Source organism: Chryseolinea serpens (genome assembly GCF_900129725.1).
Taxonomy (GTDB): domain Bacteria; phylum Bacteroidota; class Bacteroidia; order Cytophagales; family Cyclobacteriaceae; genus Chryseolinea; species Chryseolinea serpens.
The window spans coordinates 956,374-975,963 of the sequence record NZ_FQWQ01000001.1 but is presented as its reverse complement, the minus strand read 5'-3'; the positions used below and the strand labels follow the sequence as shown (position 1 = coordinate 975,963).

The window sequence follows — 19,590 nt, the reverse complement described above, 5'->3', positions numbered from 1 at the left end:
GGGCGTCTAGTCAAGAGGGTTGACCGCCATCGCATCGCCTGAAGCGTCTTTGGGTGGCATGGGCTCCACATCCTCTATGGCAACAGCATCCGCAAGCCTGAATTCGCCGATACGCGTGCGGCAAAGTGCCGAAAGGTAGGCGCCTACGTGCAGGGCATCACCAAAATCGCGGGCCATGCTGCGAATGTACGTGCCTTTGGTACACACAATCCTAAAATGAACTTCGGGTAATTGCATGCCCGTGATCTCAAATTCCCGGATCTCTATTTCTCGGGGTGTCAGTTCGATGGATTTCCCCGCGCGGGCAAATTCATACGCTCTTTTTCCGCCGACGCGGATAGCAGAATGTTGAGGAGGCAATTGTTGTAACACACCGGTCAGCGAGTGCGCGGCGGCCTGGATCATTTCGGGGGTGATGCCGCGGATGTCTTTTTGTTCCGACACTTCCGTCTCCAGGTCGTAGGAGGGCGTGGTTTGCCCGATGATGAAGGTGCCGGTGTATTCCTTCTCCTGTCCCATGAATTCTTCGATGCGCTTGGTCATTTTGCCCACGCAAATGATGAGCAATCCCGTGGCCAGTGGATCCAGCGTACCGGCGTGCCCGATCTTTTTGATTTTAAGCTTATAGCGCAGCTTGTTCACCACGTCGAACGAGGTCCACTTCAGGGGCTTGTTCACCAGCAGGATGCGACCCGGATCGGCAGCTTGCGCGTCCATGATCAAACGACGGTAAGACCAACCCCGAGGTAATACAGGATCAGGATGAGCGCGCCCGCCGCAATGCGATAGTATCCAAAGAGCTTGAAGCCGTGGCGCGTCAGGAAAGTGACGAACGATTTGATGGCCAGGATCGCTACCAGAAAGGCCACAATGTTGCCCACGGCCAGCAGGGTGATCTCATGCGAGCCAAATGTTCCGCCGCCTATATAGAACTTGAGAATTTTGTACCCGGTAGCAGCAAACATCGTGGGCACCGCAAGAAAGAATGAGAACTCTGCCGCCGATTTCTTATTCAATTTTTGAGCTAAACCACCGATGATGGTGGCTGCCGAGCGCGAGACACCGGGTACCAGGGAAATGATTTGAAAGAATCCGATTTTCCAAGCCGTGGGAAAGGTGATCTCCCGGTCGGGTGCATTTTCGCTTTCACGGAATATGTTGTCGACAAAAAGAAAGAAGACACCGCCTGCGACGAGCATATAACCTACCACGTCTACGCGTTCCAATAGCGCGTCGATATAGTCATTGAGCAGCAATCCCAAGACGCCAGCAGGAATAAAGGCCACGAGCAACTTGAAATAAAAAGGTAGCAGTTCTTTGAGGGTCTTTCCCTTCGGAAAGAATCTCCTCCAATACAAAACGAGAACCGACAGAATGGCGCCGAGCTGGATGGCTACCGTAAACATCTTGGTGAACGGATCGGTGGCAATACCCATCAGCGAAGAGCCGATGATCATGTGGCCTGTTGAAGAAATCGGTAAAAATTCTGTAAGCCCTTCAATGATGGCCAGCAGGATGGCGTGAAAAATGGTCATAGCAGCGACGGGTTGTAGGGTTGCCGTTTAGTTTAGTATGGGCGAGGGGCCTGCGAAAACTATTTGGTGGGCCTGTGAAGAATGGCCCAAATCTCGAGGGCAAACCCGCCCATCACAATGATGGGTCCCAGCGTGAGGCCCAGGAAGCCAAAGCCGTGTTGTTGTTTGTCGATGCTCATGACGATAAATCCGATGACCAGCGCAAGCACACCGGCGATCATGAGTTGATAATTCTTTTTTCCAAAGGGAAGTTTGCTTTCCATGAGTGGTTTCAGTTTTTCAGTATAGTTGGTCCAAAGACATTCTCAGGTAACGACGGATCGAGAAGAACGTGCTGCACACGGCTACGATCATGCCCAGCACCAGCAGAAAGCCCAGCAGGGTGAGAAATGAATTTTGACTGTGAAGAATAGACAAATCGGCGATCTTGGATTGCGCATAGTTGGACAAGCTCCACAACAGCGCGGCAGCAATCAATCCGGAAAGCATGCCATAGCCGGCCGCCCGCACGAGAAAGGGGCGAAGGATGAACCATTTCTTGGCACCCACCAATTGCATACTGCGGATGAGAAAGCGCTGCGAAAATAAAGCAATGCGCAAGGTGTTGTTGATCAGCAAGACCACGGTGACCAGCAAAACGGCAATGAGCCCGATCAGGATCAACCCGATCTTGGTCACATTGCTGTTCACGGAGTCGATCAGGGCCTCCACATAGAACACCTGGAACACGCCGTTCATTTTTTTGATGTCGCTCTTGATCTTCTCCATTTCCGTGAGCGAGTGATAGTTGCGGTCGATGCTCACCAGGTAGGCATCGCGGAGGGGATTCTCGCCGATGAATTTCACGAAGTCCTCGCCCGTTTCGGCAATGAATTTCTTGGCGGCCTCGTCCTTGGAAACGTATTCCACACCGCGGCCGTGTGCTTTGTCCACGTAGGATTGCGACAGGAGCTTATTTTCGATCTGGAGGCGCTGGGTCTCCGTGAGGTTGGATTTCAGATAGACTTGCATGCGGATGTTCTGGCGGATCTGGTCTTCCAGTTCCTGCGAGTACATGACGAGGATTCCAAAAACGCCGGTCACGAGCAGGGCCAGCGTGATGCTGATCACCACGCCCACGGCGGGGTAGCCTCCCAATTTCTTTTTGTGTTTCGTTTTCTCCATGCGAATGGGCAAAGGTAGAAGAAAATCCCGAATCAACCGAGGCTGCGGAAGCGGTTAACGGGCGGGCCGGATGAACGGGCTTTTGGGCATGTGAACTGAAAATAAAAAGCCCCGCGCGGGGCGGGGCTTTGGGATTGGAGAGGGTCTAAAATTAGTTAATGACCTCTCGAAGCATTGAGTCGTTTCACCAGGGCCGGATCTTTGATCGGCGTGAGTGATCTGACTTTATCGTTTTCGTCGTTCAGCAGGTAGTAGTTGTCTTTGTAGTAGAGGAACATCGTCCGCTTGTTGTCGGCGAAGAACTCCATGATCTCATAGAGGTTCTTTTCAATTCCGTAAAGGAACAACTTGCCTTCCTTGAACTGGTAGTGAAAGTGGTATTTCTTGTTGGTGACATCCGTTTCGGCCACGATCGTAGAACGTGTGGAGGTGCGGGGCGATTCGTCCGCGGTAGCGGTGGAAGCACTGCTGTTTTCGGTTTCAGCACTGGGATCGTATGCCTCGATGGTATTGCGTTCGGTCGTTTTCTCTTCTGCTTTATCCGTGGCTGTTTTCGGGGCTACGGGTTCCGTCTTGTTCGAGGCGTTGGAGTTGGACTGGGTTTCTGCCGGTACCTGGACGGCCTCCGCTTGGGGCGCCGGTTCTACTGCAGTAACGTCCTGTTTTATCTCCGTGGTGGGCGAGGTGGCCGGTACGGCCTTGGCATCGTCCTGGTTGAGGTAGAAGTACAGACCACTGCCTGCTACACCGGCAGCAGCTGCCCAGAGGCCGATGCGGCCCAGCAGCGAGGGCTGGGTGGGTAGGGTGGAAACCGGCACATTCTTCAACAGCTGCTTCAACTCTGCGGCGCGTGCCTTGCGTAGACCACCGGCAATCTGCTCCTGAACGGTCAGCGCCTGCTGCAACTCGGCGTTGTTGGCGAGCTGCTGTTCAAAGGCGGCTTTCTCTTGCGCGTTCAGGCGGTTGCCCACGTAGTGATCCAGCGTTTCAAAATCTTTTTCTGATACCATAAGTCCTAATCTAAAAAGTCATGCTCCGTATACTGGGCTTTGACAAGGTCATCTAATTTCTTTTTACACTTATACTTTTTTGTCTTCGCGGTGTCGGTGTTGGCGAAGCCAAGTTTGTCTGCGATATCCTGCATCGACATCTCCTCAAAGTAGTAGAACATCAACACCTTCTTGCAGGTTTCGCCCAATTGGTCAATGCACTTGGCAATGATCTTCTCACGTTCGGCCGTATCTGTATCCAACGTAACAGAGCCGTCTTTTTCTTCATTGGAGAGGCGTTTTTTTCGATCGAGCTCTTTTCTCCACAGGTTCTGACAGATGCTGTAGATGTAGGTGCTCATTTTCGAGGTCAACACCAGGTTGCCCGAGGTTGCTTTTTGCCAGAACACCACCAGGGCGTCCTGGTATATGTCGCGGGCTTCCTCCTCCGTGCCGCTGTTGGAGATGACTAGCTTGGTCATCATCCGGTAATATTTCTGATACAGGAACTCGAGAGCCTTCTCATCGCCTTTGCAAATGCGCTCAAAGATCTCTTTCTCGTTCATGTTGGAGTTCGACCTGAATACCATGTTTTAGCGGCTTAGTAACCCTTCTTATGCTGTAATTTTTACCGAATTGGCTGACTTTTTGCTTTTCAGGACGCCTTCTCCCACGTTTGGGTTCGAAAAAACGGCCCCCAGTATCCTCTGATCTTCAGGTTTTTACCCTCCAGCCATAGTTTACACCGGTAAACTTTTCCATCCTCAGGGTCCAAAACGGTCCCTTCTGAAAACTCCTCGCCATGACGCTCCAAGTCCAGGAGGATCTCCATGCCGATGACCTTTTTGCGAAACCGGGGGTCTTCCTCGTCACATTTGTCGCACACAGGATCAGGGTCGCTCTCCGAAAAGAGCCTCACGATCTTCCCGTAGAACTTGCCCCCGCGTTCAAAGATATCTACTACCGACTTGGCTTCCCCTGTATTTTCATCGATGGTTTTCCACTTTCCTACAATAGACTGTGCCTGGCTTGAAAAAGCAACCAGCATCAATGGTAAGATCATTTTCATGCTAAAAAATAGTAATAACCCAGCACTAAATAAAATGACGCCCCCCTTCAAAGGGGACCAGGGGGGTAAAAAAAAGCCCCGGCATTACCGGGGCTCTTCGATCAATGGTTTTCTTTGGAGCTTAGGGAGCTACCGTGGTCACTTTCTCCACCACAGGCTTTGTCTCCACGGCTTTCGCTGCTGCGTGATCGTGGTGCGAAATATGGGGTGCAATGATCAGCGCGACGATCGAGGTCAGCTTGATCAGAATGTTCATCGAAGGACCGGAGGTATCCTTGAAAGGATCGCCCACCGTGTCGCCCGTTACAGACGCTTTGTGGGGCTCGGATTTTTTGTAATAAACCTGACCGTTGATCTCCACGCCTTTCTCAAAAGATTTCTTGGCATTGTCCCATGCGCCACCGGCGTTGGATTGGAACATACCCATCAGCACGCCGGAAACCGTTACGCCGGCCAACACACCACCCAGTACTTCGGGACCAAAGGTGAAACCCACGATCACGGGCACCAGCAGGGCAATAGCGCCGGGAGCGATCATTTCGCGGATGGAGGCTTTGGTGGAGATAGCCACGCACTTTTCATACTCAGGCTTGGATTTGTATTCCATGATGCCCGGAATTTCGCGGAATTGTCTCCGCACTTCATTCACCATGTCCATCGCTGCACGACCTACGGCCGCAATTGCCAGCGAAGAAAAGATGAACGGGATCATGCCGCCGATGAACAGGCCGGCCAATACGGGAGCTTTGTAAATGTCAATAGCGGTGATGCCGGAGATGCCCACGAAGGCGGCGAACAATGCCAATGAAGTCAAGGCAGCAGAAGCGATGGCAAAACCTTTTCCGGTGGCAGCGGTCGTGTTACCAACAGCATCCAGGTTATCGGTGCGGTGACGTACTTCTTCAGGAAGCTGGCTCATTTCGGCGATACCACCGGCGTTGTCGGCGATGGGACCGAAGGCGTCGATGGCCAACTGCATGGCGGTGGTTGCCATCATGCCGGCGGCGGCGATGGATACACCATACAAGCCTGCAAATTCAAAAGAGACAATGATACCTGCGGCCAACACAATGATCGGCAACACGGTCGATTCCATGCCCACGGAAAGACCGCCGATGATGTTGGTGGCATGGCCGGTTCCGGATTGACGGATAATAGAGAGCACAGGGCGCTTGCCCATGGCCGTATAATATTCAGTGATAAGGCTCATCAATGTTCCCACCACGAGACCGACGATAATGGCCATGAACACATCGTTGGATGTGAACGCGGTGCCGCGGTGAACAAGGGTTTCAGGGAGCAGGTAGTGTACAGCAAAATAAGAAGCGATGGCCGTCATAATAATAGAGGACCAGTTGCCGATGTTCAAGGCGTTTTGCACGCTATCGGTTTCTTGTTTGATACGGACAAACCACGTGGCTACAATGGAGAAGATGAGGCCGAGACCGGCGATCATCATGGGCAACAGGATGGGAGAGAGGCCGCCGAACTTATCGGCCGAGGCATCGATCTCCTGACCCAACACCATGGTGGCGAGGATGGTGGCCACATAGGAACCGAACAAGTCGGCCCCCATACCGGCTACGTCCCCCACGTTGTCACCTACGTTGTCGGCGATGGTGGCGGGGTTGCGAACGTCGTCTTCGGGGATGCCGGCTTCTACTTTGCCCACGAGGTCAGCACCAACGTCGGCAGCTTTTGTATAGATCCCGCCGCCTACCCGGGCGAACAAGGCGATAGACTCAGCGCCCAGCGAGAAGCCTGCGAGCACTTCGATCGCGCGTTTCATTTCAATGCCGTTGATGGCAGCGCCTTCAGGTACGAAGATCTGGAAGAGAACAATGAACAAGCTTCCTAAACCAAGGATGGCCAATCCGGCTACTCCGATACCCATCACCGAACCACCGGTGAACGATACTTTCAAGGCTTGTGCCAGGCTGGTGCGGGCGGCTTGTGTAGTGCGCACGTTGGCTTTGGTGGCGATCTTCATGCCAATGTATCCCGCGAAGGCGGAAAGCACGGCACCGAGCAGGAACGAAACGGCAATCAGCGGCGAGGAGTCTGCTACCAACGTTCCGGACCATCCCAAAAGAATGGCGGCGATAACGGCAAAGTAACCCAGGATCTTCCACTCGGCCCGCAGAAAGGCCATGGCACCATCGGCGATGTAGCCAGCCAATTCCTGCATGGTGGCAGTTCCGGGATCTTGTTTTTTGACCCAGGCGGACTTAATGGCCATAACGATGAGCCCAACAACTCCAAAGGCCGGGATAAGATATAGAATACTGTTCATGGTTATAATTTAGGATGTAGTTTACTTCGTAAAAATCAAGCGGTTAGGCGCCATGACATTTTTAAAGAACCGCAAATATAGGAGAAGGACGCAAACCCGCAAAAGTCCCGTACCCGATGCGGTATCTTAATCAAAAAAAGTACAGGCACACACGATCACACGCCAAACATCTGTCGCAAGGCCAGCCACAGGTTCTTCTTTTTAACATCGTCGAGCGCGGGCAAGGCGTCGCCGGCTACAACGGAAACACCGTCCTGGGATAGGTGCTTATAGAGGTCGGGTGATGCTTTGAAGCGGGCACCCAGCGCGATCACTTTCGTGGGCGCATAGGCCGAGATGTCGGCCAGGGTGAACTCCGGGCGGGTGATGATGCGCACCGACGCCAGGGAGAGCCGCAGGGCACCGATCATTTTGGTGAGCACGGTCTTGTCGGGTTCGGAAATGCTTTCCCAGGGCTGGTTTAGGATGAACAGCACGGGACTGGGCAGGCTGTATAGCTCCTCCTGGTAAAGACTTTCGAGGGAAGACGATGGGGTGGTCATGATTCGCTGATATCAAAAATGGACTTGAGTTCTTTGGCTTCCGATGGTTTCATTCTGCCGGAAAGAATGAGGCGCAGCTGCCGGCGGCGAAGCGCTCCATCATATAAAGCGCGCTCCTCGTCATTTTCGGGCTCCACTTCGGGAACGTCTCTCGTTTTTCCCTGGGGATCGAGGGCCACAAAGGTGAAGTAGGCCGCGTTGCTCTCGAACTTGTGGGCGTTGGGAACATCTTCGGCCTCCACGTCGATGCGCACCTCCATGGAGGAGTTGAAGGCCCGCGTCACTTTCGCCTTCAGGGTGACCACGTTGCCCAACCGGATAGGGTGTTTGAACGAGATGTTGTCCACCGATGCGGTGACCACCGTGCTGTTGGAGTGCTTCTGCGCGGAAATGGCCGACACAATGTCCATCCAGTGCATGAGCCTTCCACCCATCAGGTTGTTCAGGGTATTGGTATCGTTGGGCAAAACAAGCTCCGTCATGCTGACAAAGGACTCACGGGGAAATTTTTTCTTTCGGGACATGGATCAGGATAAGCAATGAAACAAAACCGGACGGAAGCAGTCGTGATGAACAAACTTTGGGGTCTGAACAGGCTTGGCGTGTCTCGAAATTTCATTTCAAACGTTGCCAACGCACTACTAACCGTTAGTTCGTGCAAAAATCATAAAAAATACTTTGCAATCAAGTGGATCATTTCATTATTTCGGTGCGTCAAAAAAATGCAAGCGACTTTCACCATACCTTTCAGCGGCTCCTTTATCACAAAGGCTGCTCCGGCTTGCCCTTCCATCATCACCATTTCTACCATTACCATCATTACGGGGTGACCCGTACGTGATCCCATACCCCAGCCATGCCGATTAGTGTCCACCTCCAGGAGTTGGATGAACTGGTCACCCTAGTAGTCTAGTTGAAATCATCATCTCAAACCATAATTTTTACATGAAGGTCCTGAAATTCGGTGGCTCATCGGTTGCCACTCCTGCCCGGATACAGTCGGTTATCGAAATCGTAAAACCTCTCCTCACGGGCGACATTGCCATTGTGTTCTCGGCATTTGGCGGCGTCACCGATGGGCTCATTCAAGTGAGCCACCTCGCCCTGCAAGGCAACCTGGAATACAAGACCAAGCTGGCCGAGTTGGAGAAGCGACACCTCGAAGCGGTGCGCGAACTCATCAACATCCAGCGCCAAAGCGGCATCCTCGCCCAGGTCAAGTTTATGATGAACGAGTTGGAAGACGTGCTGCATGGCGTATACCTCGTGAAAGAGCGTACACCGCGCACGTTAGACTACGTGATGAGCTTTGGCGAACGCCTTTCTGCCTACATCATTGCCGAAGCGTTCAAAGACCGCGGCCATGCCGCCGAGTTCCTCGATGCCCGCAAAGTGATCCGCACGGACGGCCACTTCGGCTATGCCAAGGTTGACTTTGTTACGACCAACAAGCTGATCGCTGAATACTTCAAACACCACCAGGACGTCCAGATCATCACCGGCTTTGTGGCCACCTCCGAAAGCGGCGAGACCACGACCCTGGGCCGCAGCGGCTCCGACTACACCGCCGCCATCTTCGCCGGCGCCCTGCACGCCACCGACCTGGAAATATGGACCGACGTCGATGGCATGATGACCGCCGATCCGCGCAAGGTAAAGAAAGCCTTCACCGTGCCACAGATGAGCTACGAGGAGGCTATGGAGCTTTCGCACTTCGGTGCTAAGGTGATCTTCCCGGCCACCATGCAACCCGCCATGGTGAACAAGATCCCCATCTGGATCAAGAACACCTTCAACCCCACCTTCGAAGGCACCGTGATCCACGCGGAATCGAAGAATGGTAAAATGATCAAAGGCATCTCGTCGATGAACGGGGTGAGCCTGCTCAGTTTGCAGGGAAGCGGACTGTTGGGTGTGGTGGGCGCCTCCATGCGCTTGTTCGCCACACTGGCCCGCGAGAACGTGAACGTGATCCTCATCAGCCAGGCCTCGTCGGAGCACTCGATCTGCTTTGCCGTTGAAAATGAATATGCTCACCGCGCCAAGGCGGCCATCGAAAAAGAATTTCAATACGAGATCCGCAACGAAGAAATCGACGAGATCCCGGTGGAGACCGATCTGTCGATCGTCGCCGTTGTGGGCGATGGCATGAAGCACAGCCCGGGCACCAGCGGACGTATGTTCAGTGCGTTGGGGAAAAACGGCGTGAACGTGGTGGCCATCGCACAAGGATCGTCCGAGCGCAACATCTCGGCCGTGATCCCTCAAGTGGACGCTGCAAAAGCGCTGAATGCTTTGCACGAAGCATTTTTCCTGTCCGATCGCAAACTCTTGAATGTATACCTGGTAGGCACCGGGCTGATCGGTAAAGCCTTGCTGGCGATGATCAACGAACAATTTGCCAAGCTGGCCAAAGAGAACCGGCTGGAAGTGAACGTGGTCGCTGTGGCCAACAGCCGCAAGATGCTTTTCGAAGAAGATGGCCTCACGCTGACCACCGCCGTTGACCGGCTGGTGAAAGAAGGCGAAGACATGAGCATGCAGGCGTTCTATGACAAGATGCTTTCGCTGAATTTGCCCAACAGCATTTTTGTGGACTGCACGTCGAGCCCGGATGTGACCGCTTTTTATGAAGCCATCCTGTCGGCAAACGTCTCCATCGTGACACCGAATAAAAAAGCGAACTCCTCTTCCATGGAAGAATACCAGAAGTTGAAGGCGACGGCGTTTCAACGCGGTGCGAAGTTCCTTTACGAAACCAATGTTGGCGCGGGATTGCCCGTGATCAACACCATGAACGACTTGTTGTTGAGCGGCGACAAAGTATTGCGCATAGAGGCTGTGCTGAGCGGAACGCTGAACTATATCTTCAGCTCCTTTGAGGAGGGAACAAAATTCAGCGACGTGGTGAAAGAAGCAAAAGCCAAAGGCTATACCGAACCCGATCCGCGCGACGACCTCAACGGCATGGACGTGGCCCGCAAGATCCTTATCCTCTCCCGCGAAACCGGCCTGAGCATGGAACTGGGCGACATCAAAGTGGAAAACCTCGTGCCCGAATCGTGCCAGGGAGATATCTCCATCGACGAGTTCATGAAACGCCTGGAAAAACACGACGCTGAATTTGAGGCGCTGCGCAAGAAAGCAGCCGACAAGAATCAGAAGTTGCGCTACATGGCCGTGCTGGACAACGGTGTGGTGAAGATTCAACTGGGATCCGTAGAAGGCAAGCATCCGTTCTACTCCCTGTCGGGCAGCGACAACATCATCTTGCTCACCACGGAGCGCTACCACGACCGCCCCATGGTGATCCGCGGTCCCGGTGCCGGTGCGGAGGTGACGGCGGCAGGAGTTTTTGCGGATGTGATCCGCATTGGTCACTATGCCAAATAGCGATCGCCATACAAACCAGATACAAACTTTAAGACCCCATCGATCAACCCATGAAATCCATAAAAGCATTAGCCCCCGCCACCGTGGCCAACGTATCGTGCGGGTTCGACATTTTCGGTTTTGCCGTTGAAGCGCCCGCCGATGAAGTGATCATCACGCTCACGTCAACACCGGGAGTGGTCATTAAACAGATCACCGGCGATGGGGGAAGACTTCCCCTGCACGCCAGCAGCAACACGGCGGGAGTGGCTGTGGAAGCCTTCCTGGAGTCGATTGGCAGCGAACAAGGCGCGGAGATCGTGTTGCACAAGAAGTTGCCCCTGGGCAGCGGCATGGGCTCCAGCGCGGCGAGTTCCGCGGCAGCGTTGGTGGCCATCAACCACCTGTATGACAACCCGCTTTCGCGAGAGCAACTGTTGCCCTTTGCCATGGAAGCCGAACGCATCGCCTGTGGCTCGGCCCACGCCGACAACGTGGCGCCTTCACTACTAGGCGGCTTTGTGTTGATCCGTGGCTATGCTCCCCTCGACGTGGCCAAGATCCCCACACCACCCAACCTCTACTGCACGCTGGTACATCCCCACCTGGAGTTGAAGACCGAAGATTCACGAAGAGTATTGAAAGCCTCCATTCCCATGAAGGATGCCATCACGCAGTGGGGCAACATTGCCGGCCTGGTGGTGGGCCTGATGAAACCCGACTATGGACTGATCATGCGCTCCCTGCACGACGTGGTGGCCGAGCCGATTCGCGCAGCACTCATCCCAGGCTTTGAGAATATCAAGGCCGAGTCGTTGAGAAACGGCGCGCTGGGTTGCGGCATCTCCGGCTCCGGGCCGACGATCTTTTCGCTGAGCACAGAGTACAGCATCGCCGAACGCGTGGGCAAAGCCTTGCAACAACAATTCGAGTCCATGAAACTGAAGAGCGACGTCTTCGTATCCAAGATCAACGATGCGGGAGCCCGCGTTGTCGCCTAGAAAAGAATAGTATCCCTTCGAATGGAGACATTCGTAAACATTAAAAAACAGGAATGAAATTTTACAGCACCAATAACCCCTCCCTCAAAGTAGACCTCCGCCAGGCCGTCACACAAGGTCTTGCACCCGACAACGGACTGTATATGCCCGAGCGTATCCCCGTGTTGCCAAAAGCATTCTTTGATGCCCTTCCGGGAATCTCCTTTGAAGACATGGCCTTCACCGTGGCACAAGCCATCATCGGTGACGATATTCCGAAAGAGGAATTGCAACGCATCATAAAACATACGCTGCAGTTTGATGCACCCGTGGTGAAAGTAGAGGAGGGGGTTTATTCGCTGGAGTTGTTTCATGGTCCCACGCTAGCTTTCAAAGACTTTGGCGCGCGGTTTATGTCCCAGTTGCTGGGCTATTTTGCAAAACAGCAACACCAGGAGATTGTGATCCTGGCCGCAACTTCAGGCGATACGGGTAGTGCCGTGGCCAACGGCTTTCTGGGCGTGCCGGGAACGCGCGTGGTGGTCTTATATCCGTCTGGCAAAGTGAGCGAGATCCAGGAAAAGCAGTTCACCACCCTGGAACAGAACATCACGGCCCTGGAAGTAGAGGGCACGTTCGACGATTGCCAACATCTGGTGAAGCAGGCGTTTTTGGATGCCGATCTGAAAAAGAAATTCTTTCTCACCTCGGCCAACTCCATCAACATCGCGCGACTGATCCCACAGTCGTTCTATTACTTCTATTCCTTTGCCAAGGTGCAGGCGTTGAAAAAACCGGTGGTCTATTCCATCCCCAGCGGAAACTTCGGCAACATCACCGGCGGATTGCTCGCGCAGCGTATGGGCCTGCCGATACACCGCTTCATCGCCGCGACCAACAGCAACGACGTGGTCCCTGAATATTTGAAGACCCAAACGTTTCGTCCCCGCCCGTCGCAGCAAACCATCAGCAACGCCATGGACGTGGGCAACCCCAGCAACTTTGTGCGGATGCTGGAGTTGTTCGGAAAGAACTTCGAAGCCCTTTCCAAAGACATTCGCGGCTATGCTTTTAGCGACGAAGAAACACAGCAGGCCATGCGTGCAGTCTTCGCGGGCCAGGGTTACATCATGGACCCTCACGGCGCGATCGGCTATCTGGGGTTAAAGAAATACGTACAGGAAACCAAAGAAGATGTGACGGGCATTTTCCTGGAAACAGCACACCCGGCAAAATTCAAGGAAGTGGTGGAGGACACTTTAGGTCGAACTATCGAGATCCCACCGGCATTGCAAAAGTTCATGCAAGGAAAAAAGAAGACGATTCCGGCAACGAAGGAGTTTGCAGCGTTCAAGGATTTTCTTTTAACGAAGTTTTAGCAAATGGATTTTTTTTTGAAGGAGTAGTTGAGCTAGGTCCCTTCCATTCGCTGCGTCCAAATGCGACACGCTCAAATGCGTCACCAAGCCCGTAGGGCTTCCCGATCATAACCCCGGGTGCAACCAGGGGTAGACGCAAAACGTGAATCAACCCCGTAGGGGTTCTCTTTTGGGGTGCGCATCATGGCGTCGATGAACAATCCCTTTATTGAAGCGCTTTGGTATAGGAAAGGGGGGAGCCTAAAAAGGTAACCCCGCTGGGGTTAATTAGGAATTGTTCGCTGCCCCGGGTTGCACCCGGGGTTATGATGGGAAAGCCCTACGGGCTTGGGGACGTTATTAAAATTTGCGCCGTCCTAAACAAGTTAGCGCTTTTGTGTTCGTCCTGCTGTAGGTTTAACAGATAGCGGATTGTCTTTTTACTCCATCGTTCAACTACTCCTTACGCTTCTTCAAGGGCTCGACTTATTATTCTCTATCAGCCAGCCGTGCTGCCTTTTTTACATCGCTGACACCGTACTCACATATTTATCGCGCGCTTGCTTATTTCTTAACACATCTTCATTTCTCTTTCCATCCCTGCTCACCGAGCAGTGGAACGAATGCAAAATTGGCGTACTCTTCTTTGATCAGCTTGCCATTTTTTTTCTGAATGCGGAGCATCACTTGCTTTTCGCGATCCCCTACGGGAATGACCAGGATGCCGTCTTCGGCGAGTTGTTCGGTCAGGGCGGTGGGCACAACGGGTGCGCCAGCGGTCACGATGATCTTGTTGAACGGTGCTTTTTGAGGAAGGCCTTTTGAACCATCGCCATAAAAGAAATAAGGTTTGTAGCCGAGCGAGGGGAGCATCTCGCGGACGGTGTCGTAGAGCTTCCGGTTGTATTCGATGGTGTATACTTTGGCTTTCAATTCCAGCAAAACGCAAGCCTGGTAACCCGACCCTGTGCCGATCTCCAGCACCTTGTCGCCGGGCTTGATGTCGAGCTTTTCGGTTTGAAAGGCGACGGTGTAGGGTTGTGAAATGGTCTGGCCTTCACCGATCGGAAAAGCCTTGTCCTGGTAGGCGTGATCGAGCAGTGCATTCTCAAAAAAAACGTGTCTCGGAACCCGGTTTATGGCCGCCAAAACCGCCTCATCTTTGATGCCTTTTTCGGCCAGTTTTTTCACCAGTTTTTGACGCAATCCCCGCTGCCTGTAATTGTCTTCGTACATACTTTCTCAAAAAAAATCAGATTGTGGATGGATTGTGGATAACAATTCAAACCACTGTAAATCAATAAATTAACTAAAAAAAGACGCATTTCCGAAATGAAGAAATGTCATGGTCCTTCAAATTTGGCCCCGCAAAAAAGCCATTTTTTCAGGGTTCACAAAGTTTCAGAAATTCTTTAGGAAAAGTCGAACTTATGCCCTTACTTTAAAGTTCTCTCCACACAGTGAAAAAGCTTTTTGCCATAGCGTTCACATGTGTTTTATCTGCACCATACAGTAGTTGTGTTAACCGCACAAACTACTGTACGGGCAGAATAAAAAATCCCCAAAATCAATACCCGATCAAGATAAAAGGAGCCCAATAATACGGGGACTCAAATTTGCCTGTTTTCAGCAAATCCAACTTCGCCTGTTGCAGGTTTTGGCTGAAGTTTGTGCCCGGATGTTCCAGCAAGGTCTTGTAGAAATCCTGCATCAGTTCGGCCGTCGATTCATCGGCCACGCTCCAAAACGAGACCATGATATTTTTTGCACCCGCATACACGAGTGCCCTCGATAATCCGATCACGCCTTCACCTTTTGAAATTTTTCCAAGCCCGGTCTGGCAAGCCGAGAGCGTCACCAGGTTGGCGTTCAATTGCAGGTTGTAGATTTCTCCCGTAAACAAATTGCCATCCTCGGTGCCAGTGGCCGAGCGCAGGAAGATGCGCGAAAGTTCCGGGTTGTTTTCGTCCACTATCCCGTGGGTTGCGAAATGCAGGTAGCTGTAACTTTTCAGGGCGTCGGACTTGGCTACTTTTTCATCGGCCTGGTCGCGTGTGCAGACGGCGCTTCTGAAGTTGCGTGCGCCAAATAATTTTGAGATCGCATTCACTTCCGACTCCGTTCCGGGAAGTTCGGCCAGGTGATCCTGCGGATTGAAGGTGACCGGCGCGCATAAAAAGATGGAAGCTTCCGTCGGTGGCTTCATCGCCGCTTTCTGTAAGATCAGCGAAGCCGAAAATTCATACCGCACCGCGTAGCGCTTTAACAGGTAGGGGAGCGTGGCATACGTATCGGTCGTTTTAATTTTCGTGGTCACCAAGGTTTCGAAGGGAATGATGCCTAGCCGGCCCGTGGGAAGCACAACGAGGTCGGTGATGCTGGAGGGAATGTGCGGCGGAATGAGCAGGGAGGACAACGCATGTGCTGCGGTCTTGTAGGTTTCGATCTCGTTAAAGAATAAACTGTTGCGCAGCCCGGTAATGTACTTGTCAAATTCTTTGGGCACCGCATGATCCACAATGCTGAAGTGCTTTTGGGTGACCAGGAAAATGTAGAGGTGATGATTCTTGTCGTCCGTAAAATAGCTGAGGATGGCCGTGTGGGCGTCCATACGCGATTGCAACTCGGTGATGGAGGGCGACGCGGTGTTGAATTTCAAGTTGTAATACTCCGGGAATTTTGTCTCGAGCTGCTTCGTGAATGCCTCGTAGCTTCGGTTCAGATTGAACGCCGTTTCGCGCAGGTAACGCTCTTCCGATTCGGTCGGCTTCTGAGCCAATTGCTGGGCCGTGAGGGCGATCGCCGACTTCAGGCTTTTCTCTTCCTCCAGCAGCGCTTCCGGGATGCCAGCAAATGACTTGGCGTTCACATCCGAGATGGCCTCCAGCAACACGGCCGACTTGCTCTTCTCTGCAAAATAGAACGACAGGGCCTGCCATTTCTTTTTGTGCAGGGCGATCACGCTGGTCTCCTGGGCAATGCGAACCCCGGCGGCATAGATATCATTTGCCACGGCCCCCAGGGCGATCTTGTCGTTCTCGTTGGCGATCTGTTGCCGCAGACGGTCGATGAGGGAGTCGGCCCGCTGGAGGGTTTTTACGGCCAGCTCCATCTCGGCAAGCTTTAGTGTCTTTCCATAGTAGCGTGCTTCCAGGGCCTGGGCTTTGTCGATGAGGGAATACAGCAGCGTGTTGCCGTTGTAGAAATCTTTCAGCGGCGGGTTTTGGTTGAGGTCGTTGTTTTCGAAGCCGCGCACGTTCGCCTGCATGGCCTGCTGGTAGTCGGCGAGCGCTTCGTCGAACTTGCCATCGGTCAGTTTCAGACTACCCATGGCGTTGAGTACGGAGGCGCGTTCGGGGTGTTTCTTGCCATAGCTGCTCTCGTACATGGCCAGCGCGCGATCGTAGTAACCTTGTGCCGCTTTGCGGTCGCCCATCTTCAAATAGGTTTCGCCGAGGCTGAACAGCACAAACGCTTTGGTGGGGTGGGGTTGGGGATAGATCTTCTCCCAGGTCTTCAGTGCCGACTCCAGGTTGTTCACGGCGTCGCCATACAATTCCATCTGCCGGTAGACGAAACCCGTGTTCGTGTTGGTGAGGGCGATCTTGGGATGGTCCTTGCCGTGCAGCTTCTGGTAAATGGTCAATGCCTTTTCGTAATAGGTTAAGGCTTTGTCGGGATCGGTAATGCTGTAGATCAACCCGAGGTCATTGTAAGAGGCAGCGATCCACTCGTTGTCTTCGCGCAGGTAACTTTGGCGGATGGCCAACGCGCGGGCCAGGTGTTCTTCGGCCTGGGTGTATTTGCCGGTGGTGCGATACAGGTTGCCCAAATGCGATAAAGCGAGGGCAGCGTCGAGACTGTTTTCTTTGTGATCTTTCTCAAAGTCCTGTAACGCATTTTGAAGGGCCTCTAGCGAGAGATCGTTTCGGCCCTGGTACAGGTACAATAAACCGTAGTTCGTTTGTGTAATGGCCTGCTGATAGGCCGACGCGGGTTGCGCGGCCAGGAACTTCAATTGTTTTTCTGCTTCCGCGAATTTTCCGCCACGGATCAGCGCCTCCGCCTTCTTGTTTTCCAGGATGGAGCGTTCCTCTGCCGTGCGCGCGACTTTTAAATTGGCTTCGATCACCGGCAGCGCCTGGTCATAGCGCGAATCAAAGAAAAGCGAATCGATGGTTTTTAGTTTCTGAGCCACGGCAAGCGACCCGGTGCCCAGAAAGACAAGCAACAATAGATATTTTCTCATGGCGATCAGAAGCGATAGTAGTAGCCGAACGTAGTCACAAGCTCACGCGTGAGACCGTCTCCCCGGTATTCGCGGTTAACGATCTTATGGGCTACCAACGCCTTGATGCCCGAGCGCACATTGAAACTGTAGCCCACCGTGCCGGTGGCAGACAAGGCCAATCCCATGCCGCCGTCGGGGCGGACGCGCTGGCCGGTGGCGTCGGTGAACTCGTCGTGATAGATCCTGTAGATGGGCAGCATGCCCACCGTGAAGTTCAGTCTTGAGAACCGGAAGCTTCGCTCAATGCGGAGCATTACGTCGGTGCCACGGCGCAATTCCTTGGCCGGCGAATATTCATGTACGTAGGCCAATTCATCGGGGGAACTGTCGGGGTTCCAGTTGGACCAGAGGAACTGGTTGCCATTGCGGTTGAACGGGATCTGGACCCCGGTGGCAAAGAGCCATTTCCGGCTGATGAGGGAAATGCCCGTGATGAAGTCGTAGGTGCCCAAACTGGTTTGGTAGTACATGGGCAAGGGATTGCCTTCTTCGTCGTGCTTGTTGGAATTGTTTGTGGGAAGCTTGCCTCCAACGGAAAAGTTGATGTCATACTTTTCGGAAGAGAAGATGTTGCGCGTCAGGCAAAGGGAGATGTCGCCCATGCCCTGCGTGGTGGCCAGCCGGCCCTTCACGGCCTGGTAGGGAAGCTTCACCTGGAAGGAGGTCTTGGTGTTGAGGCTGAAATTGAGATCGGCTGTGGCCACGTAAACGATCGGCGTGAGCGTGGTGGTGCCCCGGTAGAAGCTGATCTCCATGGAACGCAGCTTCAACGCGATCTTTTTGCTGTAGGGCTGATCGGGCTTCATGGCCCCCATGGTGCAAAAGCCCGCATCGCTACAGCCTTGCGACCATGCGCTGGATAGAAAAAAGAAAACAAAGAGGGGGGTCAGCGATCGGGTAAACAGCCTGGACATGAGACAAGAATTACGATACAACGAAGGTAGACTAAAAAAAAGAAAACCCGGCATGTGCGACACGCCGGGTTTTCTTTGTCTGGCGACAGAAATATGGTTACATGCCCAGCGACTGGTTTTCGATCGAAGAAAGCTCCAACACTTTTTCGTATTCGGCGGCCGAAAGATCGTTGTAGAAATAGTGAACAGGATCCACCTGGACACCTTTGATGAAAACTTCGTAGTGCAAGTGCGGCGCCGTGGAGAGGCCCGTGTTACCCACAAAACCGATGAGGTCGCCACGCTTTACGCTTTGCCCCAGGTGCACTTTGAAATCGTGCATGTGCGCATACCGTGTCCGGTAGCCAAAGCCGTGGTCGATTTCCACCATCTTGCCATAGCCGCTAAATTTCACTTCGGCCACCGCCACGGTGCCATCGGCAGTCGCATAAATGGGCGTACCGATCGAAGCGGCAAAGTCGATACCGGTGTGCATTTTCTTTACTTTGTAGATGGGGTGCGTACGCCATCCGAAACCGGAAGCGATCGCGACGAGTTGCTTGTTCGAGATGGGCTGGATGGCGGGGATGGCGGCGTACAGTTTTTCCTTCTTCTCGGCCAACAACACCACTTCGTCTTGTGACTTGGATTCAATATAGATCTTGCGGCGGAGCTGGTCCACTTTCTCGTTCAGGCTGAGGACGATCTCTTTGCGTGAAAAGTCTTTTTCCTTCAACTCGGCATAACGATCCACACCCCCAACGCCGGCATGGCGGATGGATTTTTCGATGGGCTCGGCGCCCAACACCACGCGGTAAATGTTATCGTCGCGGTGTTCCACGTTCTCGAGAATGGAGCTGAGCGACTCTACTTCCTTGGTCATTTTGTCGTAATAGAATTCGAGCTCCTTCACTTCGTTCTGGAGGATGAGTTCTTTGGGAGATTCGAAGTAGTTGCTGTAGAGAATGAGCAGACCTACGGCCATGGCAACGGTGAGGGAGAGAAGTCCCAAGGCATTTAAAACAACATCGCTGGTGCGGGTCTTCACCCGCTCGTATTTGCACGTTTCCGTGTCGTAGTAGTATTTGATGCGTGCCATAAAGT

The 19,590-nt window shown here is 53.1% G+C and carries 17 protein-coding genes; 3 read left to right on the top strand and 14 right to left on the bottom strand.

The genetic code is table 11. The features are described 5' to 3' along the window. Window positions 1–6: 6 nt before the first annotated feature. The 10 genes from truB to BUB30_RS03765 form a co-directional block, all read right to left on the bottom strand. Window positions 7–717, bottom strand: a complete 711-nt coding sequence (gene truB, locus BUB30_RS03810; protein ID WP_073131194.1) for a tRNA pseudouridine(55) synthase TruB — start codon at window positions 715–717, stop codon at window positions 7–9. A gap of 2 nt (window positions 718–719) precedes the next feature. Beyond that, a complete protein-coding gene (locus BUB30_RS03805) occupies window positions 720–1,535 on the bottom strand; it encodes an undecaprenyl-diphosphate phosphatase (protein WP_073131192.1) in 816 nt (271 codons plus the stop codon). 59 nt (window positions 1,536–1,594) lie between these two features. Next, window positions 1,595–1,798, bottom strand: coding sequence for a DUF3098 domain-containing protein (locus BUB30_RS03800; RefSeq protein ID WP_073131190.1), 204 nt, complete (start codon window positions 1,796–1,798; stop codon window positions 1,595–1,597). 16 nt (window positions 1,799–1,814) lie between these two features. After that, window positions 1,815–2,699, bottom strand: coding sequence for a cell division protein FtsX (locus BUB30_RS03795; RefSeq protein WP_073131188.1), 885 nt, complete (start codon window positions 2,697–2,699; stop codon window positions 1,815–1,817). A 155-nt stretch (window positions 2,700–2,854) separates the two neighbouring features. Next, a complete protein-coding gene (locus tag BUB30_RS03790) occupies window positions 2,855–3,709 on the bottom strand; it encodes a RodZ family helix-turn-helix domain-containing protein (protein WP_073131187.1) in 855 nt (284 codons plus the stop codon). Window positions 3,710–3,714: 5 nt separating this feature from the next. Beyond that, a complete protein-coding gene (locus BUB30_RS03785; protein WP_317044190.1) occupies window positions 3,715–4,278 on the bottom strand; it encodes an RNA polymerase sigma factor in 564 nt (187 codons plus the stop codon). A gap of 65 nt (window positions 4,279–4,343) precedes the next feature. Then, window positions 4,344–4,757 carry a DUF2147 domain-containing protein gene (locus BUB30_RS03780; RefSeq protein WP_073131185.1) on the bottom strand — a complete coding sequence of 138 codons (414 nt, stop codon included), beginning with the start codon at window positions 4,755–4,757 and terminating at the stop codon, window positions 4,344–4,346. Between the two features lie 121 nt (window positions 4,758–4,878). After that, window positions 4,879–7,050, bottom strand: coding sequence for a sodium-translocating pyrophosphatase (locus BUB30_RS03775; protein WP_073131183.1), 2,172 nt, complete (start codon window positions 7,048–7,050; stop codon window positions 4,879–4,881). A gap of 155 nt (window positions 7,051–7,205) precedes the next feature. Next, window positions 7,206–7,592, bottom strand: a complete 387-nt coding sequence (locus BUB30_RS03770) for a hypothetical protein (protein WP_073131181.1) — start codon at window positions 7,590–7,592, stop codon at window positions 7,206–7,208. Then, window positions 7,589–8,116, bottom strand: coding sequence for an acyl-CoA thioesterase (locus tag BUB30_RS03765; protein WP_073131180.1), 528 nt, complete (start codon window positions 8,114–8,116; stop codon window positions 7,589–7,591). The genes BUB30_RS03770 and BUB30_RS03765 overlap by 4 nt, the downstream gene beginning before the upstream one ends. Before the next feature lie 421 nt (window positions 8,117–8,537). On the opposite strand from BUB30_RS03765, the gene thrA reads away from it, so the two are divergent. From thrA to thrC, 3 genes are read left to right on the top strand one after another with little or no spacing between them, the layout of a single operon-like run. Then, on the top strand, window positions 8,538–10,985 hold the full coding sequence (thrA, locus tag BUB30_RS03755) for a bifunctional aspartate kinase/homoserine dehydrogenase I (RefSeq protein ID WP_073131176.1): 2,448 nt from the start codon (window positions 8,538–8,540) through the stop codon (window positions 10,983–10,985). A gap of 50 nt (window positions 10,986–11,035) precedes the next feature. Continuing rightward, the gene (locus tag BUB30_RS03750; RefSeq protein WP_073131175.1) at window positions 11,036–11,965 is read left to right on the top strand and encodes a homoserine kinase; all 930 of its coding nucleotides are present in this window, start codon (window positions 11,036–11,038) and stop codon (window positions 11,963–11,965) included. 53 nt (window positions 11,966–12,018) lie between these two features. Further along, a complete protein-coding gene (gene thrC / locus BUB30_RS03745) occupies window positions 12,019–13,323 on the top strand; it encodes a threonine synthase (protein ID WP_073131173.1) in 1,305 nt (434 codons plus the stop codon). Between the two features lie 561 nt (window positions 13,324–13,884). Here the strand turns inward: thrC and BUB30_RS03740 are convergent. The 4 genes from BUB30_RS03740 to BUB30_RS03725 all read right to left on the bottom strand — a co-directional run bounded on the left by BUB30_RS03740 (window position 13,885) and on the right by BUB30_RS03725 (window position 19,585). Beyond that, window positions 13,885–14,538, bottom strand: a complete 654-nt coding sequence (locus BUB30_RS03740) for a protein-L-isoaspartate(D-aspartate) O-methyltransferase (RefSeq protein ID WP_073131171.1) — start codon at window positions 14,536–14,538, stop codon at window positions 13,885–13,887. A gap of 331 nt (window positions 14,539–14,869) precedes the next feature. After that, window positions 14,870–17,551, bottom strand: coding sequence for a CHAT domain-containing tetratricopeptide repeat protein (locus tag BUB30_RS03735; protein WP_073131170.1), 2,682 nt, complete (start codon window positions 17,549–17,551; stop codon window positions 14,870–14,872). A gap of 5 nt (window positions 17,552–17,556) precedes the next feature. Continuing rightward, window positions 17,557–18,507 carry a hypothetical protein gene (locus BUB30_RS03730; RefSeq protein ID WP_073131168.1) on the bottom strand — a complete coding sequence of 317 codons (951 nt, stop codon included), beginning with the start codon at window positions 18,505–18,507 and terminating at the stop codon, window positions 17,557–17,559. A gap of 97 nt (window positions 18,508–18,604) precedes the next feature. Further along, entirely contained in the window at window positions 18,605–19,585 is a 981-nt protein-coding gene (locus tag BUB30_RS03725) for a M23 family metallopeptidase (protein ID WP_073131166.1), read from the bottom strand. Between the last annotated feature and the right edge of the window lie 5 nt (window positions 19,586–19,590).